At 68.0% G+C, this 25114-nt stretch carries 24 protein-coding genes, 1 tRNA gene and 1 pseudogene; 11 read left to right on the top strand and 15 right to left on the bottom strand.

The genetic code is table 11. The features are described 5' to 3' along the window. Positions 1-103: 103 nt before the first annotated feature. Positions 104-1645 carry a methionine--tRNA ligase gene (metG, locus tag AWB92_RS19335; protein ID WP_085188527.1) on the bottom strand — a complete coding sequence of 514 codons (1542 nt, stop codon included), beginning with the start codon at positions 1643-1645 and terminating at the stop codon, positions 104-106. 18 nt (positions 1646-1663) lie between these two features. Between metG and AWB92_RS19340 the strand changes: the two genes are divergently transcribed. The 5 genes from AWB92_RS19340 (at position 1664) to AWB92_RS19365 (ending at position 7634) form a co-directional block, all read left to right on the top strand. Continuing rightward, positions 1664-2527 (top strand): TatD family hydrolase, encoded by an 864-nt coding sequence (locus tag AWB92_RS19340; RefSeq protein WP_085188529.1) that lies wholly within the window; start codon positions 1664-1666, stop codon positions 2525-2527. A 169-nt stretch (positions 2528-2696) separates the two neighbouring features. Further along, complete coding sequence (locus tag AWB92_RS19345) at positions 2697-3824, top strand: resuscitation-promoting factor (RefSeq protein WP_206601303.1); 1128 nt, start codon at positions 2697-2699, stop codon at positions 3822-3824. After that, positions 3788-4732 carry a 16S rRNA (adenine(1518)-N(6)/adenine(1519)-N(6))-dimethyltransferase RsmA gene (rsmA, locus tag AWB92_RS19350; protein ID WP_085188533.1) on the top strand — a complete coding sequence of 315 codons (945 nt, stop codon included), beginning with the start codon at positions 3788-3790 and terminating at the stop codon, positions 4730-4732. The genes AWB92_RS19345 and rsmA overlap by 37 nt, the downstream gene beginning before the upstream one ends. Positions 4733-4792: 60 nt before the next feature. Continuing rightward, positions 4793-5743, top strand: a complete 951-nt coding sequence (locus AWB92_RS19355; RefSeq protein WP_068188244.1) for a 4-(cytidine 5'-diphospho)-2-C-methyl-D-erythritol kinase — start codon at positions 4793-4795, stop codon at positions 5741-5743. A gap of 256 nt (positions 5744-5999) precedes the next feature. Next, positions 6000-7634 (top strand): fatty acyl-AMP ligase, encoded by a 1635-nt coding sequence (locus AWB92_RS19365; RefSeq protein WP_068188247.1) that lies wholly within the window; start codon positions 6000-6002, stop codon positions 7632-7634. Positions 7635-7706: 72 nt separating this feature from the next. Here the strand turns inward: AWB92_RS19365 and AWB92_RS19370 are convergent. Together AWB92_RS19370 and AWB92_RS19375 are read right to left on the bottom strand one after the other, a co-directional pair. After that, a pseudogene (locus AWB92_RS19370) lies at positions 7707-7959 on the bottom strand (IS30 family transposase); the annotation flags it as partial. A 45-nt stretch (positions 7960-8004) separates the two neighbouring features. Further along, complete coding sequence (locus AWB92_RS19375; protein WP_085188535.1) at positions 8005-8604, bottom strand: TetR/AcrR family transcriptional regulator; 600 nt, start codon at positions 8602-8604, stop codon at positions 8005-8007. Between the two features lie 140 nt (positions 8605-8744). On the opposite strand from AWB92_RS19375, the gene AWB92_RS19380 reads away from it, so the two are divergent. The 3 genes from AWB92_RS19380 to AWB92_RS19390 are packed head-to-tail and all read left to right on the top strand — an operon-like array spanning position 8745 to position 11544. Beyond that, positions 8745-10310: an NAD(P)/FAD-dependent oxidoreductase gene (locus AWB92_RS19380; RefSeq protein WP_085188537.1), complete on the top strand. Its 1566-nt coding sequence runs from the start codon at positions 8745-8747 to the stop codon at positions 10308-10310. Continuing rightward, positions 10307-10636, top strand: coding sequence for a ferredoxin (gene fdxA, locus AWB92_RS19385; protein WP_085188539.1), 330 nt, complete (start codon positions 10307-10309; stop codon positions 10634-10636). The genes AWB92_RS19380 and fdxA overlap by 4 nt, the downstream gene beginning before the upstream one ends. Continuing rightward, positions 10633-11544, top strand: coding sequence for an SDR family NAD(P)-dependent oxidoreductase (locus tag AWB92_RS19390; protein ID WP_158090389.1), 912 nt, complete (start codon positions 10633-10635; stop codon positions 11542-11544). Before fdxA ends, AWB92_RS19390 begins: the two co-directional genes overlap by 4 nt. Positions 11545-11563: 19 nt before the next feature. Here AWB92_RS19390 and pth read toward each other — a convergent pair whose 3' ends face one another. From pth to AWB92_RS19430, 8 genes are all read right to left on the bottom strand, one after another. After that, complete coding sequence (gene pth / locus AWB92_RS19395; RefSeq protein ID WP_068100102.1) at positions 11564-12139, bottom strand: aminoacyl-tRNA hydrolase; 576 nt, start codon at positions 12137-12139, stop codon at positions 11564-11566. Positions 12140-12151: 12 nt separating this feature from the next. After that, entirely contained in the window at positions 12152-12811 is a 660-nt protein-coding gene (locus AWB92_RS19400; RefSeq protein ID WP_068188268.1) for a 50S ribosomal protein L25/general stress protein Ctc, read from the bottom strand. 412 nt (positions 12812-13223) lie between these two features. Further along, positions 13224-14105, bottom strand: a complete 882-nt coding sequence (locus tag AWB92_RS19405; RefSeq protein ID WP_085188543.1) for an oxidoreductase — start codon at positions 14103-14105, stop codon at positions 13224-13226. Positions 14106-14133: 28 nt separating this feature from the next. Beyond that, positions 14134-14745, bottom strand: coding sequence for an LpqN/LpqT family lipoprotein (locus tag AWB92_RS19410; protein ID WP_085188604.1), 612 nt, complete (start codon positions 14743-14745; stop codon positions 14134-14136). 75 nt (positions 14746-14820) lie between these two features. Then, positions 14821-15165 carry an arsenate reductase (glutaredoxin) gene (gene arsC / locus AWB92_RS19415; RefSeq protein ID WP_085188545.1) on the bottom strand — a complete coding sequence of 115 codons (345 nt, stop codon included), beginning with the start codon at positions 15163-15165 and terminating at the stop codon, positions 14821-14823. Continuing rightward, on the bottom strand, positions 15166-16146 hold the full coding sequence (locus AWB92_RS19420; protein WP_085188547.1) for a ribose-phosphate diphosphokinase: 981 nt from the start codon (positions 16144-16146) through the stop codon (positions 15166-15168). Between the two features lie 97 nt (positions 16147-16243). Further along, on the bottom strand, positions 16244-17722 hold the full coding sequence (gene glmU / locus AWB92_RS19425; RefSeq protein WP_085188549.1) for a bifunctional UDP-N-acetylglucosamine diphosphorylase/glucosamine-1-phosphate N-acetyltransferase GlmU: 1479 nt from the start codon (positions 17720-17722) through the stop codon (positions 16244-16246). Positions 17723-17823: 101 nt separating this feature from the next. After that, positions 17824-17895, bottom strand: a tRNA-Gln gene (locus tag AWB92_RS19430). A 144-nt stretch (positions 17896-18039) separates the two neighbouring features. Here AWB92_RS19430 and AWB92_RS19435 point away from each other — a divergent pair. Next, the gene (locus AWB92_RS19435; protein WP_142282191.1) at positions 18040-18633 is read left to right on the top strand and encodes a TetR/AcrR family transcriptional regulator; all 594 of its coding nucleotides are present in this window, start codon (positions 18040-18042) and stop codon (positions 18631-18633) included. A gap of 6 nt (positions 18634-18639) precedes the next feature. Here the strand turns inward: AWB92_RS19435 and AWB92_RS19440 are convergent, their stop codons facing one another. From AWB92_RS19440 to AWB92_RS19450, 3 genes are read right to left on the bottom strand one after another with little or no spacing between them, the layout of a single operon-like run. Next, positions 18640-19533 carry an SDR family NAD(P)-dependent oxidoreductase gene (locus AWB92_RS19440; protein WP_158090390.1) on the bottom strand — a complete coding sequence of 298 codons (894 nt, stop codon included), beginning with the start codon at positions 19531-19533 and terminating at the stop codon, positions 18640-18642. 2 nt (positions 19534-19535) lie between these two features. Continuing rightward, positions 19536-20576 carry a TIGR03617 family F420-dependent LLM class oxidoreductase gene (locus AWB92_RS19445; protein ID WP_085188553.1) on the bottom strand — a complete coding sequence of 347 codons (1041 nt, stop codon included), beginning with the start codon at positions 20574-20576 and terminating at the stop codon, positions 19536-19538. 14 nt (positions 20577-20590) lie between these two features. Continuing rightward, on the bottom strand, positions 20591-21250 hold the full coding sequence (locus tag AWB92_RS19450) for a TetR/AcrR family transcriptional regulator (protein ID WP_241523520.1): 660 nt from the start codon (positions 21248-21250) through the stop codon (positions 20591-20593). 46 nt (positions 21251-21296) lie between these two features. Between AWB92_RS19450 and AWB92_RS19455 the strand changes: the two genes are divergently transcribed. Both AWB92_RS19455 and AWB92_RS19460 read left to right on the top strand, forming a co-directional pair. Further along, positions 21297-22550 (top strand): sulfotransferase, encoded by a 1254-nt coding sequence (locus AWB92_RS19455; protein ID WP_085188555.1) that lies wholly within the window; start codon positions 21297-21299, stop codon positions 22548-22550. After that, on the top strand, positions 22547-23707 hold the full coding sequence (locus tag AWB92_RS19460; RefSeq protein ID WP_085188557.1) for a hypothetical protein: 1161 nt from the start codon (positions 22547-22549) through the stop codon (positions 23705-23707). The genes AWB92_RS19455 and AWB92_RS19460 overlap by 4 nt, the downstream gene beginning before the upstream one ends. A gap of 6 nt (positions 23708-23713) precedes the next feature. On the opposite strand, the gene lysA is transcribed toward AWB92_RS19460, so the two are convergent. Next, positions 23714-25054, bottom strand: a complete 1341-nt coding sequence (lysA, locus tag AWB92_RS19465) for a diaminopimelate decarboxylase (protein WP_085188559.1) — start codon at positions 25052-25054, stop codon at positions 23714-23716. Between the last annotated feature and the right edge of the window lie 60 nt (positions 25055-25114).

Here is a 25114-nt window from a genome sequence, read left to right on the forward strand (position 1 = left end):
CCGAAAAACGAAACTTTCCCGGGTGTGTCGCGGCGACGCGACCGCGCCGGGAGCCCACCCCGGTTGCGTCGCCGGACGCTGCGTACCGTTGGTCTGCTTCGGCTCACTCCGCCTGATAACGCGGGAACACACCCGTCGGCGGCGGCAGGGCGGTGCCGGGGGCCAGCCGAGCGCCGACCGCGTCGAAAGCCCGCCGGTCCGCGCCCTGGCCGAGCAGGTCCAGCAGCTTGCCGGCCGACTCGGGCATGACGGGCTGGACGAGCAGCGCCGCGATTCGGACGGCCTCGCACGTGACATAGAGGACGGTGCGGAACCTGGCCTGATCCGCCTCGGACTCGCTCTTGCGCAGGACCCACGGCTCCTGGGCCGAAAAGTATTTGTTGGCCTCCCCGAGCATCAGCCAGATTGCCTCGAGGGCCAAGTGCATTGCCTGCCCGTCGAAATTGGCCCGCACCCGCTCCAGCAGGCCGTCGGCCGTCGCCAGCAGCTCGGTGTCCGCCGCGGTGAACTCGCCCGGCTCGGGCACCACCCCGTCCAGGTTCTTGGCCACCATCGACAGCGAGCGTTGGGCGAGGTTGCCGAGCTCGTTGGCCAGGTCGGCGTTAATCCTGGTGACGATGGCCTCTTCGCTGAAGCTGCCGTCCTGGCCGAACGGCACCTCCCGCAGCAGGAAGTAGCGCACCTGGTCGAGGCCGAAGGTGTCGACCAGCGAAACCGGGTCGACGATGTTGCCCACGGATTTGCTCATCTTCTCGCCGCGGTTGAGCAGAAATCCGTGCGCGAAAACCCTGCGGGGCAATTCGATTCCGGCCGACATCAGGAACGCCGGCCAGTAGACGGTGTGGAACCGGATGATGTCCTTGCCGATCATGTGCAGATCGGCGGGCCAATAGTGCCGGAACAACTCCGAGCGGGTGTCGGGGAAGCCGACGCCGGTCAGGTAGTTGGTCAGGGCGTCGACCCAGACGTACATGACGTGGTCGGGGTGATCCGGGACCTTCACCCCCCAGTCGAACGACGTCCGCGAGATGGACAGGTCGCGCAGGCCGCCGGAGACGAAGCTGACCACCTCGTTACGCCGCACCTCGGGCGCGATGAAGTCGGGGTTCGCCTCGTAGTGCGCCAGCAGCTTGTCTGCATACGCCGACAGCCGGAAGAAGTAGGTGCGCTCCTCGGTCCAGGTCACCGGGGTGCCGGTCTCGACCGCGATCCTGGTCCCGTCTACGACTTCGGTCTCCGACTCGACGAAGAATCGCTCGTCGCGCACCGAATACCAGCCCGAGTAGGTGTCCAGGTAGATGTCGCCCGCCGCGGCCATCCGCCGCCAGATCTCCTTCGACGCCTCGTGGTGGTCGGCGTCGGTGGTGCGGATGAACCGGTCGAAGGAGATGTTCAGCCGCTCCTGCAGGCGCTGGAAGACATCCGAGTTGCGCCGGGCCAGCTCGGCCGTGGGCAGGCCCTCGGCCGCGGCGGCCTGGGCGACCTTGAGCCCGTGCTCGTCGGTTCCCGTCAGGAAGCGCACGTCGTACCCGTCCAGCCGCCTGAACCGCGCGATGGCGTCGGTGGCGATGTACTCGTACGCGTGCCCCAAATGCGGCGCGGCGTTGGGGTACGTGATCGCGGTGGTGATGTAGTAGGGCCTCATCGAGACTCACCCTATTGTGTGGCGGTGAGTTCCAACCGCTCCGGTGAACGACAAGCGCCGCCCGCACCCGAGCCGCTGGCGCCTTTGATCGACGCGCACACCCACCTCGACGCGTGCGGCGCCGGGCCGGATATGGGGGCCGAGGAGGTGCGGGCCATCGTCGACCGCGCCGCCGCGGTCGGTGTGCAAGCGGTGGTCACCGTCGCCGACGATCTCGATTCCGCGCGCTGGGTGACGCGCGCCGCCGACTGGGATTCGCGCGTCTACGCCGCCGTGGCGCTGCACCCGACCCGCGCGAACGCCCTGGACGACGCGGCCCGCGCCGAGATCCAGCGGCTTGCCGCCCGCCCCCGGGTGGTGGCGGTCGGGGAGACCGGGATGGACATGTATTGGCCGGGCCGGCTGGAGGGCTGCGCGGAGCCGTCCGCGCAGCGGGAGGCCTTCGCCTGGCATATCGACCTGGCCAAGCGCCTCCGGAAACCGCTGATGATCCACAACCGGGAGGCCGACACCGAGGTGCTCGACGTGCTGGCCGCCGAGGGCGCACCCGACGCGGTGATCTTTCATTGCTTTTCATCGGACAGCGCGATGGCCCGCCGCTGCGTGGCTAGTGGGTGGTTGCTCAGCCTGTCCGGGACGGTCAGTTTCCGCAATGCGCGCGCCCTGCGGGAGGCCGTCGCGCTGATCCCACCGGAGCAGCTATTGGTGGAAACCGATGCGCCTTTTTTGACCCCGCACCCCTATCGGGGCGCAGCGAATGAGCCCTATTGCCTTCCTTATACTGTGCGGGCGATCGCTGAACTGCTGGATCGCCGTCCCGAAGACTTGGCGCAGGTCACGACCAGCAATGCCCGCCGGGTCTACGGGCTGGCCGCCGGGTAGCCGCGCGGGCCGGTGATTTTCCCGACAGCGACGCGTCGGAGTTGCTGAACATTGGCCGGTTCGTTACCGTCTTGTGATCGAACGGTGGGGCCTTTGGGCCCCGCTGTCGTTTGTAGTCATTTTCTTGCTGAGTGGTTCGTAACTGGTTGCTGAGGCGGAGTAACGCGCGTTGACTGTATTGACAAAACTTCATCACAATTCATCACCGATGTTGCGGCTCGTTGTCGCGGGCCTGCTGTTAGTACTGGGCTTCGCCGGCGGGCTCGCGGTTTCCGCGTCCAAGACGGTGACCCTGACGGTGGACGGAATCGCGATGCGGGTGTCGACGATGAAGTCGCGGGTGATCGACATCGTCCAGGAGAACGGCTTCAGGGTCGACGAGCGCGACGACCTCTACCCGGCCGCCGACGTGGAGGTGCGCGACGCCGCCAACATCGTGCTGCGGCGCAGCCGGCCGCTGCAGATCTCGTTGGACGGCCAGGACTCCAAGCAGGTGTGGACGACCGCGTCGACCGTGGACGAGGCGCTGGCGCAACTCGCGATGACCGACACCGCCCCGGCCGCCGCCTCCCGCGGCAGTCGCGTTCCGCTGGCCGGGATGGCGCTGCCGGTCGTGAGCGCCAAGACGGTCCAGATCAACGACGGCGGCGCGGTGCGCACCGTCCACCTCGCCGCGGCCAACGTCGCCGGGCTGTTGAACGCCGCCGGCGCGCCGCTGCTGGAAAGCGATCAGGTGACCCCCGGGGCGGCGGCCCCGATCGTGGACGGGATGCAGATCGAGGTCACCCGCAACCGGATCCAGCGGGTCACCGAGCGGGTCCCGCTGCAGCCGCCCGCGCGCCGGATCGAGGACCCGGAGATGAATGTCAGCCGCCAGGTCGTCGAGGACGCGGGCAGCCCGGGCACGCAGGACGTGACGTTCGCGGTGGCCACGGTCAACGGCGTCGAGACCGGCAGGCTGCCCATCGCCAACACCGTGATCACCCCGGCCCGTGAGGCCGTGGTGCGCGTGGGCACCAAGCCCGGCACCGACGTGCCGCCGGTGAGCAACGGGTCGATCTGGGACGCGATTGCCGGCTGCGAGGCCGGCGGCAACTGGGCGATCAACACCGGAAACGGGTATTACGGCGGTGTGCAGTTCGACCAAGGGACCTGGGAGCGCAACGGCGGGTTGCGCTTCGCGCCCCGCGCCGACCTCGCCACCCGCGAGGAGCAGATCGCCATCGCCGAGGTGACCCGGCAGCGCCAGGGCTGGGGCGCCTGGCCCGTGTGCAGCGGAAGAGCTGGTGCAAGCTGACCATCCGGCTACTCGGGCGCACCGAGATCAGGCGGCTGGCCAAAGAGCTAGAATTTCGGCCACGAAAGTCTTTGGGGCAGAACTTCGTCCACGACGCGAACACCGTGCGACGGGTGGTCGCGACCTCCGGCGTCGGCCGGTCCGACCACGTCCTGGAGGTCGGTCCGGGCCTCGGTTCGCTCACGCTGGCGCTGCTTGACCGCGGCGCCACCGTCACCGCCGTCGAGATCGACCCGGCGCTGGCCGGCCGGCTGCCCCAGACCATCGCCGAACACTCGCACAGCGAGATACACCGGCTGTCTGTGCTGAACCGTGACGTGCTGACGCTGCGCCGGGACGAGGTGCCCGGGCCTGACGGACCCACCGCCGTCGTCGCCAACCTGCCCTACAACGTCGCGGTCCCGGCGCTGTTGCACCTGCTCGCCGAATTCCCGTCCATTCGGGCCGTGACGGTGATGGTGCAGGCCGAGGTCGCCGAACGGCTGGCCGCCGAGCCGGGCGGCAAGGACTACGGCGTGCCCAGCGTGAAGGTCCGCTTCTTTGGGCGGGTGCGCCGCTGCGGCATGGTGTCGCCGACCGTCTTCTGGCCGATCCCGCGGGTCTATTCGGGGCTGGTGCGCATCGACCGGTACGCGACCGCGCCGTGGCCGACCGACGACGCATTCCGGCGGCGGGTGTTCGAACTCGTCGACATCGCTTTCGCCCAGCGGCGCAAGACATCCCGCAATGCGTTCGCCGAGTGGGCCGGCTCGGGCAACGAGTCGGCGAATCGGCTGCTCGCGGCCAGCATCGATCCGGCCCGCCGCGGCGAGACGCTGTCCATCGACGACTTCGTGCGGCTGTTGCGCCGCACCGGCGATCCGGACGACACGTTGCCGAGCGTTTCGGGGCACGCCTCGGCGAGCTGACCGGAGCGCCGTGGCGTGTGGTTCGCCCGGCGCGGCGTTAGTCTGCTGCGGTGGTCAACAATGTCTGACGGCAACACCGCCGCGCAGTGGGTGCCCACCGGGTCGGTCACCGTACGGGTGCCCGGAAAAGTCAACCTGTACCTGGCGGTGGGGGACCGCCGCAAGGACGGGTATCACGAGCTGACGACGGTCTTTCAGGCCGTCTCGCTGCTGGACGAGGTGACGGTCCGCAACGCCGACGTGCTGTCGCTCGAGCTTGTCGGCGAGGGCGCCGACAAGCTGCCCACCGACGAGCGCAACCTGGCGTGGCAGGCGGCCGAGCTGATGGCCGAACACGTCGGCCGGGCGCCCGACGTCTCGATCATGATCGACAAATCCATTCCGGTGGCCGGCGGCATGGCGGGCGGCAGCGCCGACGCGGCGGCGGTGCTGGTCGCGATCAACTCGCTGTGGGAACTCAACGTGCCGCGCCGCGACCTGCGCATCCTCGCCGCGAAGCTCGGCAGTGACGTGCCGTTCGCGCTGCACGGCGGGACGGCGCTGGGAACCGGTCGCGGCGAAGAGCTGGCCACCGTGCTGTCCCGCAACAGCTTCCACTGGGTGCTGGCGTTCGCCGACGGCGAGCTGCTCACCCCGGCGGTGTTCAAGGAGCTGGACCGGCTCAGGAAGGCCGGAAAACCGCCGCGGCTCGCCGAACCCGGGCCGGTGCTGGCGGCGCTGGCGGCGGGCGACCCGGAGCAACTGGCGCCGCTGCTCGGCAACGAGATGCAAGCAGCCGCGGTGAGCATGAACCCCGGCCTGCGAAAGGCGCTGCGCGCCGGCGTCGAGGCCGGCGCCCTGGCCGGCATCGTGTCCGGCTCCGGCCCGACGTGTGCCTTCCTGTGCACATCGGCGGCGTCGGCGGTGGATGTCGGGACCCAGCTGTCCGGGGCGGGCGTGTGTCGCACCGTTCGGGTCGCCACCGGCCCGGTGCCCGGAGCCCGTGTGGTGCCCGCCCCCACTGAAGTGTGAATTCGCACTCAAGGCGCGCCACAGTTTGGCAGTTACTTAAGAGGAGTTTAAGATAACTGGCGGTGACGAGCAGCGGTAAGCAAGACCACTCGATTCCTTCGCCCACCGGAATTACCGGTGGGCTCGTTGGCTCATCACGTGTCCGAGACCTAACCGCTGCGCAATCGTGCTCGCGTGGCTGCTACAAACTGGCACCCAGCAAGCGGAACATGAGATTCCGGGCCTTGGGGCAACTGCCGGAACCGAGGAGGTTTTTGTGAGCAGGTTTACCGACAAGATGTTCCGCAACGCCCGCACCGCGACGACGGGCATGGTCACCGGTGAACCCCACGAACCCGTCCGGCACACCTGGGGCGAGGTCCACGAGCGCGCCCGTCGCATCGCGGGCGGCCTGGCCGCCGCGGGGATCGGCCTCGGTGACGCCGTCGGCGTCCTTGCCGGCTTCCCGGTGGAGATCGCGCCCACGGCGCAGGGCCTGTGGATGCGCGGCGCCAGCCTGACCATGCTGCACCAGCCGACACCGCGCACCGACCTGGTCGTGTGGGCCGAGGACACCATGACCGTCATCGGCATGATCGAGGCCAAGGCCGTCATCGTGTCGGAGCCCTTCCTGGTGGCCATCCCCGTGCTGGAGGAGAAGGGCGTCAAGGTCCTCACCGTCGCCGACCTGCTCGCATCGGAGCCGATCGACCCCGTCGAGGTGGGCGAGGACGACCTGGCGCTCATGCAGCTGACGTCCGGGTCCACCGGCTCCCCGAAGGCCGTCCAGATCACCCACCGCAACATCTACTCGAACGCCGAGGCCATGTTCATCGGCGCCCAGTACGACGTCGAGAAGGACGTCATGGTCAGCTGGCTGCCCTGCTTCCATGACATGGGCATGGTCGGCTTCCTGACCATCCCGATGTACTTCGGCGCGGAGCTGGTCAAGGTCACGCCGATGGACTTCCTGCGCGACACGCTGCTGTGGGCCAAGCTCATCGACAAGTACAAGGGCACCATGACCGCGGCGCCCAACTTCGCCTACGCGCTGCTGGCCAAGCGGCTGCGCCGCAACGCCAAGCCCGGCGACTTCGACCTGTCGACCCTGCGCTTCGCGCTGTCCGGCGCCGAGCCGGTCGAGCCCGCCGACGTCGAGGACCTGCTCGACGCAGGCAAGCCGTTCGGGTTGCGGCCCTCGGCGATCCTGCCGGCCTACGGCATGGCCGAGACGACGCTGGCGGTGTCGTTCTCCGAGTGCAACGCCGGGCTCGTCGTCGACGAGGTCGACGCCGACCTGCTGGCCGCGCTGCGCCGCGCCGTCCCGGCCACCAAGGGCAACACCCGCAGGCTGGCCACGCTGGGCCCCCTGCTGAAGGACCTCGAGGCCCGCATCATCGACGAAAGCGGCAACGTGATGCCCGCGCGCGGCGTCGGGGTCATCGAGCTGCGCGGCGAGTCCCTGACGCCCGGCTACCTCACGATGGGCGGCTTCATCCCGGCGCAGGACGAGCACGGCTGGTACGACACGGGCGACCTCGGCTACCTGACCGAGGAGGGCCACGTCGTGGTGTGCGGCCGCGTCAAGGACGTCATCATCATGGCGGGCCGCAACATCTACCCGACTGACATCGAGCGGGCCGCCTGCCGCGTCGAGGGGGTCCGGCCCGGCTGCGCCGTCGCGGTGCGCCTCGACGCCGGCCACTCCCGCGAGACGTTCGCCGTCGCGGTCGAGTCCAACGCCTGGCAGGACCCGGCCGAGGTGCGCCGCATCGAGCACCAGGTCGCCCACGAAGTGGTGGCCGAGGTCGACGTGCGTCCCCGCAACGTCGTGGTGCTGGGCCCCGGCACCATCCCGAAGACGCCGTCGGGCAAGCTGCGCCGGTCAAATTCGGTCACGCTGGTCAGCTAGCTTTCGTTCGGCCTCGCCCGTTGCGGCGAGCGTCCTCAAATTGCCATGGATTGCGTGGCCGTTTCCAGGACTCTATGCAATAGCTGTTGGTTTGAATGGGTTGCAGAGTAGTTCATCGAGGGCCTCGGCCGGGGTTTTCCAGCCGAGAGTCTGGCGGGGCCGGGTGTTGAGTTTGGCCGCGACGTAGTCGAGGTAGTCGGCCGGAAACACCGACAGGTCAGTGCCTTTGGCAAAGTACTGACGCAGCAGCCCGTTTGGTGTTCTCGTTGGTGCCACGCTGCCACGGCGAGTGCGGATCGCAGAAGTAGATATCTAGATCGGTGGCCTTGGCGGCGCCGTACAGACACGGACACTCGCCATCGGCGCGGGCTCAGGTCAGCGGCGAAAGCCCCGACCTGACCAGGTCCAGGCAGGTGGCGGAGATGGCCGCCAAGTCGTCGACGCAACCGTTGCGCCCCCACGCCTCCACCCCGATCACCATGGCCGCGGCCAGCGTGGCGCCCGCGACGTTGGCGACCAGCTCGATGTTCTCCACGTCGGGATAGCGCTGCTTGACGAAGTCGGTGATGACCGCGGCGAACGACGACTGCACCACCCGCAGGTGGCTGGCGATCTGCTCGCCGGTGATCAGTTCGGCGCGGGCGAGCGCCGCCTGCCGAACCACCTCTATGTCGTGCGGGTAGCTGGCCATGCTGGCCAGCACGGCGTCGAACACCGACTCGGATTGCGGGCGTTGCGTAAGCGCCTCGGCCAGCCATTCCACGTGCGTGTCGTAGTCCTGGAACAGCACGGCTTCCTTGGTGGGGAAGTGCCGGAAGAACGTGCGCTCGGTGACGCCGGCCTCCTGTGCCAGCTGCTGCACCGTCACGTTGCCGAATCCCTCGCTCGCGAACCTCTTCAACGCCACCTGCCGCAGCGCCTCATGGGTCCTGCTGCGGCGCAGCTTGTGCAAATTGGTCGGCTCGCCCATGCCTGGCATCACATCACATCCCGATCCTGGCTGGCGCCGACGTCTTCCAATTAAGTCAGTACTGACATATATTGGGTCCTCTCGCCATGGGTGTGTCGCCAGGTGGCCTCGAAGACCGTTTCGAACAAGGAGCATCAGCGATGACGGATTATGACGCGATCGTGGTCGGCGCCGGCCATAACGGGCTGACCGCGGCGGCCGTCCTGCAGCGCGCGGGCCTGCGCACCCTCTGCCTGGAGGCCAACACCTACAGCGGCGGAATGGCGGCCACGGTCGAGTTGATCGACGGATTCCGTTACGAGATAGCGGGTTCGGTGCAGTTTCCCACCGCCCCCGCAATCACCAAGGAACTCGGGCTGGACACGCTGCCCACTGTCGATGCCGAAGTCCAGTCGGTCAACCTCGGCGACAACGGCGAAGAACCCATGATCTTCTACCGCGATCCGATGCAGCTGATGACCCACCTCGCCGAAAAGCTCGGGACCGAGGCCGTCACGGGGATGGCCGAGATGATCGGCTGGAGCCAGGGCCCGGCGAAGGCGCTCGGCCGCTTCGAGGTGCGCACGCCGCCCAAGACGATCGACGAGATGTACGCCTGCGCCGCAAACGAATCCGAGCGCAGGGCCATCCACGAAGTGCTGTTCGGGTCTGCGATGGATGCCATCGACCGCTTCCTGCCCGACAGGGACAAGCACGCGGTGTTGCGCGGAATGCTCGCCTTCCTCGCCATCAACTCCACCTACCGCGGCCCTTACACCCCGGGCAGCGCAACATGTTTGGCGTTCGCGCTCGCCGTTCCGAACGAGGGTGCGGCGATGATGACCAAGCTCGAGGGCGGGATCGGCTCGCTCGGCCAGCACCTGCACGATCTGTTCGTCTCCTACGGAGGCGAGATCAGATACCGCGCCAAGGTGGAAAAGATTCTCGTCGAGAATGATCGGGTGACGGGGGTGCGCCTGAAGGACGGTTCCGAGATCAGCGCGCCGGTCGTCGTGTCCAACCTGTCGCCCGACCTGACCCTGATCGACATGGTCGGGGCCGAGCACCTACCGGCCGACCTCGTCACCCGGCTCAGCGGTCGCGACCACCGCGCGCCCTTCGTCCAGATCCATTTCGCGCTCGACGGCCTGCCGGAATTCGCCCCGCCGTACGACTTCCTCAACGAACCCGGCATGCCGTCGTCCATCGGCATATTCGGCTCGCCAGAAGAGCAACAACGCCAGTGGGAGGAGTGCAAGCGGGGCATCATTCCTGACAATCCGTCGATGGGCATGCAGATACCGTCGGTGCACGACCCCAGCATGGCGCCCCCGGGGAAGCACGCGGCGAGCGCGTTCGCCTATGCGTTCCCCGTCGAAACGCCCCGCGAAATGCACGGCCACCTCAAGAACGTGATGGCGGAGAAGGTCATCGACAAGATCACCCGCTTCGCGCCCAACTTCCGCGAGATCCAGATCCGGCATATCACGTTCGCCCCCTACCACATGCAGACGATGTTCGCGGCTCCCGCCGGCGACTTCTGCCACGGCATGCTGCATCCGGACCTGATGGGGCCCAACCGGCCCGGGCCGAAGGGCTTCATCGACATGCCGATTCCGATCGAGGGGCTGTACCTGGGCGGCGCGGGATGCCATGGGGGCCCTGGCATTACGTTCACCCCCGGTTACAACGCGGCGCACCAGGCGCTCGAAGACATCTCGCGATGACCTACGTGATCGCCGAGCCCTGCGTCGACCTCAAGGACAAGGCCTGCATCGAGGAATGTCCCGTCGACTGCATCTACGAAGGCATCCGGATGCTCTACATCCAGCCCGACGAATGCGTCGATTGCGGTGCCTGTGAGCCGGTCTGCCCGGTCGAGGCCATCTACTACGAGGACGACGTGCCTGACGAGTGGAGCGGCTACACGCAGATCAACGCCGACTTCTTCGAGCGGCTGGGCTCGCCGGGCGGCGCGGCCAAAGTCGGTGTGTGCGAACATGATCCGCAGCCGATCAAGGGGCTCGAGCCGACTGGAGGGCAGTGTCAGTGACACGAAGCCTCGACGGCGCGGTGGCCCTCGTCACCGGCGCGAGCCAGGGAATCGGCCAGGGCATCGCGATCGAGCTCGGCAACCAGGGCGCCACCGTCTGGCTCACCGCCCGCAACGGTACCGGCCTTGAGCAGACCGCCGATCAGATCCGGGCGCTCGGCGGCGCCGCGGTGGCCCGGCCCTGCGATCACGCCGACGATGCGCAGGTGGAGGCCGTGTTCGACGAGTTGCGGCGCGAGGCGGGCCGGCTCGACATCGTGGTCAACGTGGCGTCACCGGACTTCACATCGATGGTGGGCCAACCGTTTTGGACGCTGCCCTTCCAGGCGATCACCGACAGCCTCGTCGTCGGGCCGCGCGCGAACTTCGTGACCTCGGCGCTCGCCGCGCCGATGATGATCGAACAGGGCGGCGGGCTGATCGTCAACATCTCCTCCCACGGCTGCGAGGACTACCTCCTTTCCACGCCCTACGGGGCGGCGAAGGCAGCCATCGAGAAGATCACCCACGACACCGCGCTCGAACTGCGCGAGCACAATGTCGCCGTGGTCGGGCTGTGGCCGGGACTGGTGCTCACCGAACGCATCCTCGCCTTCGCGACCGAGGGCCCGTCGGGATCGCGCCAGCTGTTCGGGCTCGACCTCGATATCTGCGAGTCCCCGCGGTTCCCGGGGCGCGCGGTCGTCGCGCTGTTCACCGATCCCGAGCGGATGGCCCGCACCGGCCGATCGTTCTTCGCGTCCCGCCTTGCCCGCGAGTACGGCTTCACCGACGTCGACGGACATCTGCCGCCCGAGGTGCGGCTGCTAGTCGACTACCTGGGCGACGGCAACGTGCCGGAGTACTGGCAGATGGTGGAGCGGTTCGGCCGCGGCTTCGCCGAACCTTCGCCGGCAGAACCGGTCTGACGACTCAGCACGTGTCCGCTTACCAGGCGTGCACGCGGTTCTGCGCGGGCTCGAGCCCGAGCTCGATGAGCGCCTCGGTGGCGTCGGCGGCCTGCTCGCAAATGGTGGGCACCTCGGCGCGCTCGGCCGCGGTGAAGTTCTCCAGCACGAACGCCGCCGGATCCTTGCGTCCGGGCGGACGCCCGATCCCGATGCGCACCCGCTGAAAGTCCTTGGTGCCCAGCGCCGCAACGACCGAGCGCAGGCCGTTGTGACCACCTTCGCCGCCGCCGATTTTGAGCCGGATACGACCGAACTCCAGGTCGAGGTCGTCGTGGATGACGATCATGTCGGCCGGGGCCACCGAGTAGAACTTCGCCAGCGGCCCGACCTGGCGGCCCGACTCGTTCATGAAGCAGCGCGGCTTGGCCACCAGCACCGAGTGCCCGGCCAACCGGCCGCTGACAACTTCGGCGCCGGAACGCTTGTGCGCCTTGAACTTCGAACCCAGCCGCGCGGCGAGCAAGTCGGCGACCATGAACCCGAGGTTGTGCCGGGTGCGCGCGTAGTTGTCTCCGGGGTTGCCCAGGCCGACCACCAATAGCGGTTCGGCCACGTCGCGGGCCGCCTACTCGGACTCGTCGGCGGAGGCCTCGGCCTCGCCGCCCTCTTCGGCCGCGGGAGCCGCCTCGCCCTCGGCCGCCTCGCCGGCGCCTTCTTCCGCGAGGTCGGCGGCCGTCGGGGCGTTCACCACGTTGACCACCAGCATGTCGGGGTCGGACACCAGGCTGACGCCGCTGGGCAGCGTGATCTGTCCGGCGGTGAACTGGGTGCCCGCGGGCGCGTCCTCGACGGACACGGTCAACTGCTCGGGAATCGACATGGCCTCGGCCTCGATCTCGATCGTGTTGGTCTCCTGGGTGACCAGGGTGTCGGGCCCAGCCTCGCCCTCGATGACGACGTTGACCTCCACGTGGACCTTCTCGCCGCGGCGCACGACCACCAGGTCGGCATGCTGAATGGTGCGGCGGATCGGGTGGATGTCGAGCGCCTTGGTCAGCGCCAGCTGCTCCTTGCCGGCGATGTCGAGGGTCAGCACCGCGTTGGTGCCGGAGTGCCGCAGCACCGCGGCATAGTCGTGCCCGGGAAGTTCCAGGTGCTGCGGGGCGGCCCCGTGACCGTAGAGGACCGCGGGAATCTTTCCCTCGCGGCGGGCCCGGCGGGACGCGCCCTTGCCGGTCTCGGCTCGCACCGCCACCTTGAGTTGGTTGACTGCGGACTTGGCCATCGTGTCGCTCCTATGTGCTCAATACCAGGATCGGGAGCACGGCAAAGGTCGCGACATTTGAAGTCGGTCTCCGTCGATAACGGTGCTGGCTTGCCAGCCACCCTCGCCGTGACGCCCGGTCAGGTTAGCGCATCTGCGCCCCGGAGCGGAAATTGCGCGGAAATCGGCGAGTGTGTACGCAGGGCTTTGCGTGTTGCGCCAAGGTTGAAAATCGTCGGAAATCGCGCCCTCAGCACACACTGAAAGCCCTCAGCTCACACTCAACGCGTCCGCCGCTCATTCGGCGGGTCGCTATGTTCCGGGGCGGTCGTTGACTGTGCATTGGCGGCTTTGCGTGGTGCGCCAGGGTTGAAAATCGTCGGAAATCGCGCCCTCAGCACACACTGAAAGCCCTCAGCTCACACTCAACGCCCTACAACGGGAATTTGGTGCCCGTGAGCTGCTCGGACAGCTCCCACAGCCGGGCGGCGGCGGCCGCGTCCTGCGCGCGCCGGCTGCGGGCAACCGGCTGCGTTCGGCCGATCCAGCCGAACCGCGGGCCGATGAACGTGTCGCCCGGCAAATCTTGCGACGCGGCGTACAGCGTTTGCCGGGCGCCGAAATCGGCGTCGGTGGCCACCACCCGGGTGGCGGCCGACATCAGCGCGTCGCCCACCTTGCGGCCGGACGCGCCCTGCAGGTTGGTGTGCGAGTAGCCGGGATGGACCGCCAGCGCGCGCAGCGGCGAACCGGCCGAGTCGAGGCGTCGCTGCAGCTCGCTGGTGAACAGCAGGTTGGCGAGCTTCGACTGGCTGTAGGCCAGCCAGGGCGAGTAGCGGCGGTTCTTCCAGTTCAGGTCGTCGAAGTCGATGCGCCCCGGCCAGTGTGCCATCGACGACACCGTGACGACGCGGTCGGTCAGCTTGGGCAGCAACAGGTTGGTCAGCGCGAAATGACCGAGGTGGTTGGTGCCGATCTGGCTCTCGAACCCGTCGGCGGTCAGCGCGTAGGGGGCGGCCATGATGCCGGCGTTGTTGATCAGCACGTCGGCCCCACCCACCCCGTCGGCGAACCGGCGCACCGACGACAGGTCCTGCAGGTCGAGGGGGCGCACCTCGACTTGGCCGGTTTGGGAGCCGGTGATCTGCTTCGCGGCGGCCTCGCCCTTGCCCGCGTTGCGCACGGCCATGACGATCTTGGCGCCCTTGCCGGCCAGCTCGCGGGCCGTCACCGCGCCCAGCCCGCTATTGGCGCCGGTGATGATCACGGTGCGCCCGGCGAACGACGGCAGGTCTGCGGCGGTCCAGTTCGTCATGGCTGATGAGCTTAGTGAAGGCCGCCGATTACTTGGCGGCGACGACGAACCCGTGGATGATCCCCTCGATGTCGGTCGCCTCGGCGGCCGCCTGGTTGGCCAGGGTGGTGATGGTCAACTGGACCAGGTAACGCTGGTTGGCGGGCGGCGACCCGGTGGGGATCACGATCCGATTCCAGCTGTGCAGGCGCTGGCCGTCGACGTCGTAGCTGCCCTGGATCATCGACGAGGGAAAGCCGTTGTAGTTGTCGGTGGAGGCGTCCAGCTGCTTGAAGTTCTCGAACAGCCGGGCGTCGTCGTTGCCGTGCTTGACGACCTGCGCCGGGTCGAAGTCCCCGTGCAATTTGAAGACCACCAGCCGCGCGGTCGGATACTTGCCGCCGTGCGAGATCATCAGGGTCTCCTTGGCGATGTTCGGGTTGTTCGCCTGCGACCAGCCCGTCGGCGTCGGTATCGAAACGTTCAGATCGGGCAACGATCCCGGCGCCACCTGTTGGCCGCTGACGCCGATGTCCTGCAGGTACTGCGACAGCGGAACTGGCTTATCCGTCATCGTGGCGGCGGTGCTGGTCGTCGAACTCCGCGTCAGGATCGACTGGTAGTCAGGGGCTTTCGGTGGCGAACATGCCGCCACGGGCATGCTCAGCGCGACCGCCACGACACCGGCGTTGATCGCCGCAGGCCTAATTGCCCGCCTCCTTCTCACGGGCCAACCTCACAGAATCTCGCGCACGGCGTCGATCGGGCGCGCCAGCCGGGTGCCCTTCGGCGTGACCACGAACGGCCGTTCGATCAGGATCGGGTGTTCGGCCATGGCGTCGAGCAACTCGTCGTCGGACGCGTCGGCGAGACCGAGTTCGGCATAGAGCGGTTCGCGCTTGCGCACCGCGGTGCGCACGTCGATGCCGGCATCGCGGATCATGCGCGCCAGCTCAGCGCGGGACGGCGGGGTTTTCAGGTACTGGACGATCGTGGGCTCAATCCCGTTGTCGCGCAACAGATCCAGCGTCTTTCGGGAGGTGCTGCACTTGGGGTTGTGGTAGATGACGGTGTCGGCCATCTAGGCGTCACCGTCGAAAAGGCCTGTGACGGAGCCGTTTTCGAAGACCGCGCGGATGGTGCTGGCCAGCAGCGGCGCGATGGACAACACCGTGAGCTGCGGGAAACGCTTCTCCTCGCCGATCGGCAGCGTGTTGGTGACGATGACCTCCCGCGCGCCGCACGCCGCCAGCCGCTCGGCGGCCGGGTCGGAGAGCACGCCGTGGGTCGCCGCGATCACCACGTCGCTGGCGCCGTCTTCGCGCAGCAGGTTCACCGCGCCGGCGATGGTGCCGCCGGTGTCGATCATGTCGTCGATCAGGACGCAGGTGCGGCCTTCGACTTCACCGACGACGCGGTTGGAGACCACCTGGTTGGGCACCCGCGGGTCGCGGGTCTTGTGGATGAAGGCCAGCGGAACCCCGCCCAGCGCGTCGGCCCATTTCTCGGCGATGCGGACCCGGCCGGAGTCGGGGGAGACCACCACCATGTTGCCGTCCGGGTAGTTGTCCTTGATGTAACCGGTCAGCAGGTTCTGCGCGCGCATGTGGTCGACGGGCCCGTCGAAGAAACCCTGGATCTGGTCGGTGTGCAGGTCGACGGTCACGATCCGGTCGGCACCGGCGGTCTTGAGCAGGTCGGCGACCAGCCGCGCGGAGATGGGTTCGCGCCCGCGGTGCTTCTTGTCCTGCCGCGCGTAGGGGTAGAAGGGCATGACCGCGGTGATCCGCTTGGCGCTGCCCCGCTTGAGCGCGTCGATCATGATCAGCTGTTCCACCAGCCAGTTGTTGACCGGCGCGGGGTTGGATTGCAGGACGAAGGCGTCGCAGCCCCGCACCGACTCGTGGAACCGAACGAAGATCTCGCCGTTGGCGAATTCCCGCGCTGTCTGGGCGGTGACGTGGACGTCGAGTTCCTTGGCGACCTGTTCGGCCAGCTCGGGATGCGCGCGGCCCGAGAAAAGCATCAAATTTTTGCGATTATCGGTCCAGTCGTGGCTCAACGCACTGCCCTGCCTCGGGATCGAAATGGAAGCCCCATCGTACGTAGCGAATGGTACGGAAATGTGGCCGGGTTGCCAGGGACCAAACTCACGGTGTCTATTCGGGTCCTGAATTCTCGGGATTTTCTTCGGCGGACTTGGCGGCCGCCTTGTCCGCCGCTTCGGCCGCCGCGCTGCCCGGCCGCTTGCGCTGCACCCAGCCCTCGATGTTGCGTTGCGGTCCCGCGGACACCGCCAGCGCCCCCGGCGGGACGTCGTCGCGCACCACCGTCCCGGCACCGGTGTAGGCCCCGTCGCCGACGGTCACCGGGGCTACGAACATGGTGTCCGACCCGGTCCGCACGTGCGATCCGATGGTGGTGCGCCGCTTGGTTTCGCCGTCGTAGTTGACGAACACGCTGGACGCGCCGATGTTGCTGTGCTCGCCGATGTCGGCGTCGCCGACGTAGGTCAGGTGTGGGACCTTGGTGCCCGTCCCGATGACGGAGTTCTTGGCCTCGACGAATGCGCCGAGCTTGCCGTCGGCCCCCAGCACGGTCCCCGGTCGCAGGTAGGTGAACGGGCCGACGGTGGCGCCGTCCCCGATCGACGAGGACGAGCCGTGGGTGCGCACCACCGACGCGCCGTCGCCGACGCTGACGTCGGTCAGGGTGGTGTCGGGGCCGACGACGCAGTGGCCGCCCACCCGGGTGCGGCCCAGCAGCTGGGTGCCGGGGTGGATGACGGTGTCGCGACCGATTGTCACGTCGACGTCGATCCAGGTGGTGCCCGGATCGACGACGGTCACGCCGGACATCTGGTGGGCGGCGACGATCCGGCGGTTCAGCTCGGCGCCGAGCTCGGCCAGCTGGACGCGGTTGTTGACTCCGGCCACCAGCGCGCTGTCGGCGACGTGCTGGGCGCGCACGGCCCGGCCGTCGCCACGCAGGATCGCGACGGCGTCGGTCAGATACAGCTCCCGCTGGGCGTTGTTCGAGCTCAGCCGGCTCAGCGCCGACCGCAGCGCCGCGACGTCGAAGGCGTAGACGCCGGCGTTGACCTCACGGATCTGGCGCTGCGAGGGCGTCGCGTCGGTGTGCTCGACGATCGCCATCACCTCGTTGTCCTGCGTGCGCAGGATGCGGCCGTAGCCGACCGGGTCGTCGAGCGTCGTGGTGAGCACCGTGACCGCGGCCGACTCGGCGGTGTGGGCGGCGATCAGGCCGGCCACGGTGTCGGAGTCGAGCAGCGGGGTATCCCCCGAGGTGACGACGACGATGCCGGCGTAGTCGTCGGGCAGGGCGGACAGCCCGCACAGGACGGCGTGGCCGGTGCCCAGCGGCCGTTCCTGCAACGCCACGTCGATCGAGCGGCCCAGCGTCTCGGCAAGCTCACCGACCAGCGGCGCGACGCGCTCGTGGTCGTGGCCCAGGACCACGACCAGGTGCTGGGGCGCGACCTTGGCGATTGCGTGCAGGGAATGCGACAGCATGCTGCGGCCGGCGATCGTGTGCAGCACCTTCGGGGTGTCGGACCGCATCCGGGTGCCCGGTCCGGCCGCGAGGACCAGGACCGCGGTGTCACCACGAAACGACATGAACTCTCCTATTGGACCCTTCGCGCGGGCGTGCGTGTTGGTACGCCGACACGCCCTCAAGCGTTGCATTTCCTGCACGCTCGCCGCAAAGAGCCACGCTGCTCCGTCGCCAGGACTCGAACCTGAACTCTCAGAACCAAAATCTGATGTGCTGCCGATTACACCACGACGGACTGCAAGCCCCATAGGCCCGCGCCACCAAGAGACTTTAGACGGTGCGCGGCCCGGCGGTGCGGTTGTGCCGACCCGATACGCTGACTGACGTGGCCGTTCTCGATAAAGAGCCCGACAAGGAAGCGCGGCCGGCGCGCGCCCGCATGACGGGCAGCGATCGCCGGCAACAACTCATCGGCATCGCCCGCTCGCTGTTCGCCGAGCGCGGTTACGAGGGCACCTCGATCGAGGAGATCGCCCTGCGCGCCAACGTGTCCAAGCCCGTCGTCTACGAACACTTCGGCGGCAAGGAGGGGCTGTACGCGGTCGTCGTCGACCGCGAGATGTCGGCGCTGCTGGACATGATCACCTCGTCGCTGACCAACAACCGGTCCCGGGTGCGGGTGGAGCGGGTCGCCCTGGCGCTGCTCACCTACGTCGAGGAGCGCACCGACGGCTTCCGGATCATGATCCGCGACTCGCCGGCCGCGATCAGCTCGGGCACCTACTCCAGCCTGCTCAACGACGCGGTCAGCCAGGTCAGCTCGATCCTGGCCGGCGACTTCGCGCGCCGGGGGCTGGACGCGGACCTGGCGCCGCTGTACGCCCAGGCGCTGGTGGGCTCGGTGTCGATGACGGCGCAATGGTGGCTCGACACCCGGGAGCCGAAAAAAGAAGTGGTGGCCGCGCACCTGGTCAACCTGATGTGGAACGGCCTCACCCACCTGGAAGCGGACCCCAAGCTTCAGGACGAGTAACGCCTCCTAGGGCCGCACCCCGTCGAGGAAGTTGTTCAAGGCGTGTTTGCCGATCTCGCGGATGCCCAGGGGGCGCGGAAGCAGGCGGGTGACGACGAACATCATGCGCCGGTTCGGCGCTCCCACCTGCATGCTGGGCCGCTTGCCGAGATACAGCAAAGCCTCCTCGACGTTCTCCTCGGGAGTGTTGATGAGGCTGCCCCTGGCCCGCGCGACCTCGAGCGCCTCGGCGGCCCCCGGCGAACTCGTCAGCCCGGCCATGCACGCCAACACGTGCACGTTGTCGGGTTTCAGTTCGTACCAGAGCCCTTCGGCGAGAATGATGTTGTACGCCCTCGTCGCGCCGTAGTGCGTGTAGTACGGGCTGCCGATCAGCCCCGTGCCGCTACTCATGAGGACGATGCCGCCACGACGGCGCGCCTTCATGAGGGCCCCGTAGTGGTAGGTCAGCCCAAACGGGCTGCAGCAGTTGATGTTTATCCGCTTCCGCTCGAATTCGAGGTTATCGGCCCAGAATCCGCCGACCGTGGCCAGCGCGGCGTTGGACACCAGCAGACCGATTTCGCGGTCGCCGACGGCGGCGACGATGTTTTCCACCGCGTCGGTCGCCCCGAGGTCCTGGGAGATGGCAAGCACGTCGACGCCGAACCTCGACACCAGTTCTTGCCGTTTCTTCTCGAGCTTGTCGGGGTCACGCGCGACGATCGAGACCGACAAGCCTTGGGACGCAGCGTAATCCGCCCAGGCGCCGCCGATGCCCTCGCTGGCGCCGGAGACGAGTGCCCACGGCCCGTATTGCCCGGCGAAGTTCTTCGGTGGCCGCCGGGCCAGTGGGCTGTGCGCGCGCCATTGCTGGGCCACAAGGGATTTCAGCGCCAGGGGCGATCGTGGTGTTTTCATCATTATCTTCCTTCGGTGAGGATCGGAATGGCCTTGAGGCGATCGATGAGCGTCGTGAGAACGTCGTCGGGGATGTCGTCGCCGATCGGCAGGCTCAGGCCGGTGCACACCCCGGAGTACCAACGCGCGAGCACGGCGGGAATTTCGTCGTAGGTGCCTTGCGGCACAACCCGATCCATCACCTCATCGGTCAGGTGCTCGGGCAGGTCGGTCCATTCGTTCCGGCGCGCCATGGCGCTGAGCGCTTCGCCGACGTCCTCGAAACCGAAGAATTCGAGCTGCCGGCGGTAGGCGGGGGTGCTGTAGAGGAAGGCCAGCTCCGAGCGGCGGTGTTCGCGCAGCCGCGCCAGCTCGTCACCGGTGGCGGCCATCAAGGGTTGCGGATTGGCCACCACCGCGAGCGGAGTTCGGCCGCGGCGACCCTTCGCGGCGCCTTCGGCGAGGGCCGGCAGCGTCTGCGTCGCGAGGATCGAAGGATGCGAGTTGGTCGGGTGGCAGACGAAGCCGTCGGAGAGCTCACCGGCCAGCACGCACATCTTTCTATTGACCCCGCCGGTCCAGATCTGCGGGGGTCCGCACCGATTCGGGCCGGGGTTGAAATACGGCTGCAGGCGGTCGAATCGGTAGAACCGCCCGTTGTAGTCGAGGGGCTCACCGGTCTGGAAGGAGTGGAAGATCGACAGCACCGATTCGATGTACTCCCGCATCCGCAGCGCCGGTTGCGACCACGGGACCGAGAATCGTCCGACGATGTTCCCGCGCACCTGGGAGGCCAGGCCGAGCTGGAAGCGACCGTCGGAGTAGCGGGCGAGGTCCCAGGCCGCATAGGCGGTGATCATCGGGCTGCGCGGAAACGCCAGCGCCATGCTCGTTCGCACGATCAGCCGCGTCGTTTGCGCCAATGCCATTGCCGCGATTGTGAATACATCGTGGATGGTCTCGGACACGTGGACGACCCCGAAGCCGATGCGCTCCATGCGCGCGGCCCACGGACCGATTTCGCCCAGGCCCAGCTGGGCCGGTGCGGAGGCGACGACTTCCATGGGCCGCCCGGCGGTCATCGGCTCAGCCCCCGGACGATCAGCGCGGTGTTGTGCTCGAGCCAGCCGTCGTCGAGCGTGCGTTCGGTGGCCATCGACATCATCACCGTGCCGCCGATCATGTCCATCAGCAGACGCGCGTCGATGCCGTCGACCGCCACTCCGTTGGCGGCGGCGTGGTCGAGGTAGCGCTGCAGGCGTTCGTAGGTGCCGCCCTGCAGCCGGTCCAGCAGCCGCGCCGACAAGCCCGGCTCGGAGGGCAGTTCGGCCGTCAGGCCCGATACCGCGCTGTGCACCGCCGGCCGGCTGAACAGGTGGATGGATCCCTCGAGCAGGCTGCGCACGACCGTCCGCAGGTCGCCGGTCAAAGGCAACTCCGCGCGCGGCGTCGGGGGAAACACCGCGGCGAAGACGAGCTCGATCTTGGTGGGGAAGCGCCGGTACACCGCCGGCGGCGTCGCGCCGGCCCGCGCTGCCACCAACGGAATGCTCAGCCGCGCATAGCCGATCTCTTCCAGCAGCTCGTTGGTGGCTTGCAGTACCGCATCGTCGATGCGCGCATCGCGGGGCCGCCCCTGCGACTTCGCCTCGCGATTATCGCGCGCGGAAGATGTTGATTTCATTACGTTCAGATCGTAATGTTTTGCAGGATCGAGCACAACGGTCCGCTTGACCACCGGGACGCATCGATTCTTATCCCCTCAACGGTGAGGAACGCCCGTCATGGCCATCGAGACGCCACCCAGACCGCTGCCGTTTCGCATCCTCAACGGCGCCTATCGCGCCGCCCGACGCGTCGGCGCCCATCCCGTGCCGCTGCGCAAGTACGCGCTCATGGACCGGGCCAGCCGGCGCGCGGGCGGCCTGACCGACTTCGGTGATCCCCGCTTCGAAGCGGGACTGGACCGGCTCATCGACTCGATCAATTCCGAAGACAAGCTCAACGGCTTCGGCCGGATCCTGGCCGCGACGCACATCACCAACCTGCTGCGCCAGCGCTTGCTGGTCGTGGAGCACATCCGCCGGAATCCGTCGATCCGCGACGAGGTCATCGTCAAACCGGTCTTCCTCGTCGGCGCGCCGCGCACGGGTACCACGATCACCCATCACCTGCTCAGTCAGGACGACCGGTTCCGCTTCCCGCTCACCTGGGAGTGCGACGAGCTGCACCCCCCGCTGGATCCGGGCACCATGCGCACCGACCCGCGAATCGCGCGCAGCGAGAAGCAGATCCGCCGAACCCTGTCGCTGGCCCCCGATCTCGACGCCGCGCACCCGCTCGGCGCGTGGGAGGCCCAGGAATGCGCGCTGCTGCACGCCTACGCCTTCCACAGCGAGACGTTCCTCGTCATGTTCAACTGCCAGGGCTATGACCGGTGGTTGGCCGATCAGGACCGCGCCTGGGTCTACCAGGAGGAGAAGCTGCTCCTGCAGTACATGCAAAGCGGGGGACTGCGCCCGCGCGAGAGCTGGCTGCTGAAGACCCCGCCGCACATGGCCAACATCGACAAGATCCTCGACGTCTTCCCCGACGCCCGCTTCGTCACCACCTACCGCGAACCCACCGAGGTCATCGCCTCCAGCTGTAAGTTGTCCGGCACCGTCTTCGCGATGGTGCAGGACGGGGTCGACTGGCACGACCACGGCCGCTACATGCGCTGGCGCACCGGCGGAATGCTCGCCCGCAACGTCGAATTGCGGCGTCAATTCGCCGACCGCTCAGAGCAATTCATCGACTTTCCGATGGAACGCATGGTTCGCGACCCGATGGCCTGCGTCAAGGCGATCTACGACCACTTCGGCATCGAGCTCACCCCCGAGGTGCACCGCAAGATGGGCCGGTTCATGGACAAGCGGGGCGCGTCCACCCGCAAGCCCAACATCTACCGCGCCGAGGATTACGGGCTCGACATCGCGGCGCTCTGGCCGGAACTGCAGTACTACCGCGACTTCTACGGAATCGAGGACAAGCGATGACCGATCAGTCAACGGATGCGCTGCGGGCGGCGTGGCGACGGTTCGGCGAGCTGCACGACGAGCTGCTCGGCGTCGCGCTGGCGCAAGGCGACCTCGACGAAGCTTCTGCCAGTACACTTCTCGGGCGTTTGATCGGCCACATTCAGTACATGGGCCTGCAATTGCGCAGCGACCCGGCCCGCCCCGCGCTGATCAACGCCCAGTACGCGCCGTGGAACTGGGGCCACTCCAACCCCGACACCCTGTACCTGTCGGCGCGCATCGACGACGCGCACGACTACCGCGTTTACGGAACGCTGGGCTCGGTCGCACAGACCACCTTCGGCGTCTACGCCGGAAAGGACGATCAAGCCCAAGCGGTCAAGACCCAGTCCGAAGACCTGGAAATCGCGGCGGAGGGCTCCTTCGAGGTCTACTTCACCCGGCAAAAAACGGGCGATGCCAACTGGTTTCAGCTTCCGCCGGGGGCCGAGTCGTTCTGCTGCTACCAGACCTACGGCGACTGGCAACACCAATCCAAGGGCACCATCCGCATCGAATGCCTCAATCCGGACGGACCGGCGGGGCCCGCGTCGGTGGCGCAGAGCGTCGCAGCGTTCGACGAGCACCTCGCCGCGTCGCGGGACCTGTTCACCATGTGGGTCAAGGACATTCCCGCGCGGGTCTTCGGGGCCCTGCCGAAGAATTTCGCCATCCCGCCGATGCAGCCGCCGTCGGCGATGGCCGGCGCGTGGTTCGTCCCCATCTCCTGGGAACTGAACGAGGGCCAGGCCTTGGTGATCGACTACCAAATCCCCAGCGGCAGCCCGTATGTCGGCATTTGCCTGACGAATCGGTGGAGCGAGATGATCGACATCGCCACCCGTCAGACGAGTCTGAATCTCGGCCAGTCGCACGCCGACGGCGACCGGGTCCGGGTGTTGCTGTCCACCGAGGATGTCGGCGTCGACAACTGGCTCGACGCGCGCGGGTATCGAAGCGGGGTCGTCACCTGGCGCGCCACCGCGGCCGAGCAACCCGCCACGCCCACCGCGACCGTGATCGACGTCGACCGCGTCGACGACTACTTCGGCCCGTCGCGGCGCGTCACCGCCGAGCAGCGGGCGGCGGCGCTCTTGGCGCGGCAACGCCACTTCGCCGAGCGGGACACGCCGTGAATCGGACTAGCCACAGTCGCGAGCGAGCAGATCGGCGACCGTTTCGCGGCGGACCAGGGCGCGGGCCCGGCCCTCGTTGACCGCCACCAGCGGCGGGCGGCCGACCAGGTTGTAGTTCGACGCCATGCTGTGGTGGTAGGCGCCGGTGCAGGCCACCGCCAGCAGGTCGCCGGGGTGCACGTCGGCCGGCAGCTCGATGTCTCGGGCGATCTCGTCGCCCGCCTCGCAGTGCCGTCCGGCGACCGTGACGCGCAGCCTGGCACCCAGGGGGTGTCGGTTGGCCAGCGTGACGGTGTATTGCGCGCCGTACAGCGACACCCGCGGGTTGTCGCTCATCCCGCCGTCGACGGCGACGAAGGTGCGCGCGCCCGGTTGCGTCTTCACCGAGCACACCCGGTAGAGCGTCACCCCGGCCCGGCCGCTGATGGCGCGACCGGGCTCCACCACGATCCTCGGCCGCGGGAAGTGCTCGGCCGCGCAGGCCTCGTCCAGCGCATCCTCGACGACCCGGGAAAGCTCGTCGAGGTCGAGCTCCCGGTCGCCCGGAATGTAGGGGATCGCGTGGCCGCCGCCGATGTTGAGCTCGGTGAGCACGACCCCGTGCTGCGCGCGGATGTCGGCCATCGCCGCGATGAGCCGGCGAATCGCCTCGCCGTAGAGGGCGGGGTCGGTGACCTGCGATCCGATGTGGCAGTGTAGGCCGACCAGGTCGAGGATGGGATGTGCCAGCACCCGCTTCGCGGCGTCCGAGGCCTGGTCACCGGCGAGGGTGAACCCGAACTTCTGGTCGCTGATGCCGGTGGTGACGGCGCGGTCGCCGTGGATGTCGATGTCGGGGGTCACCCGGATGAGCACCGGCTGCCGCCGCCGCGCCAGGCCGGCGAGGTAGGCGATTTCGATGCACGAATCGACCACGATGCGCCCGACGCCGACGCGCACCGCCTCGCGCAGTTCGGCCGGCGATTTCGCGTTGCCGTGCATGACTATCCGTGCGGGATCCACGCCGCCGGCCAGGGCGGTGGCCAGCTCGCCGGCCGAGCAGACGTCGACACCGAGCCCCTCCTCGCGCGCCCATCGCGCCACCGCGGTGGTCAGCAGCGATTTCCCCGCGTACACCACCCGGATGTCGCGCAGCGCCTTGCGGTAGCGGCGGGCGCGCAGGCGGAAGTCCGCCTCGTCGATCACGTAGGCCGGGGTGCCGAACTCGTCGGCAATGTCGACGAGCGGCACGCCGCCCACGCACAGCCGGCCCTCCTCGTCGGAGTGTGTGTTGACGGGCCAGATCGTCGAATCGAACCGTCGGGGGGCCGCCTTTCCAAGGGACGGCAGGATGTCCAGCAATGTCATGACTTCAACGTGCGCCCGGCCGGTGGCCGGTGCCGCTTTTCTTACGATCCCTTGACGCCG

Source organism: Mycobacterium sp. IEC1808, assembly GCF_002101935.1.
Classification (GTDB): domain Bacteria; phylum Actinomycetota; class Actinomycetes; order Mycobacteriales; family Mycobacteriaceae; genus Mycobacterium.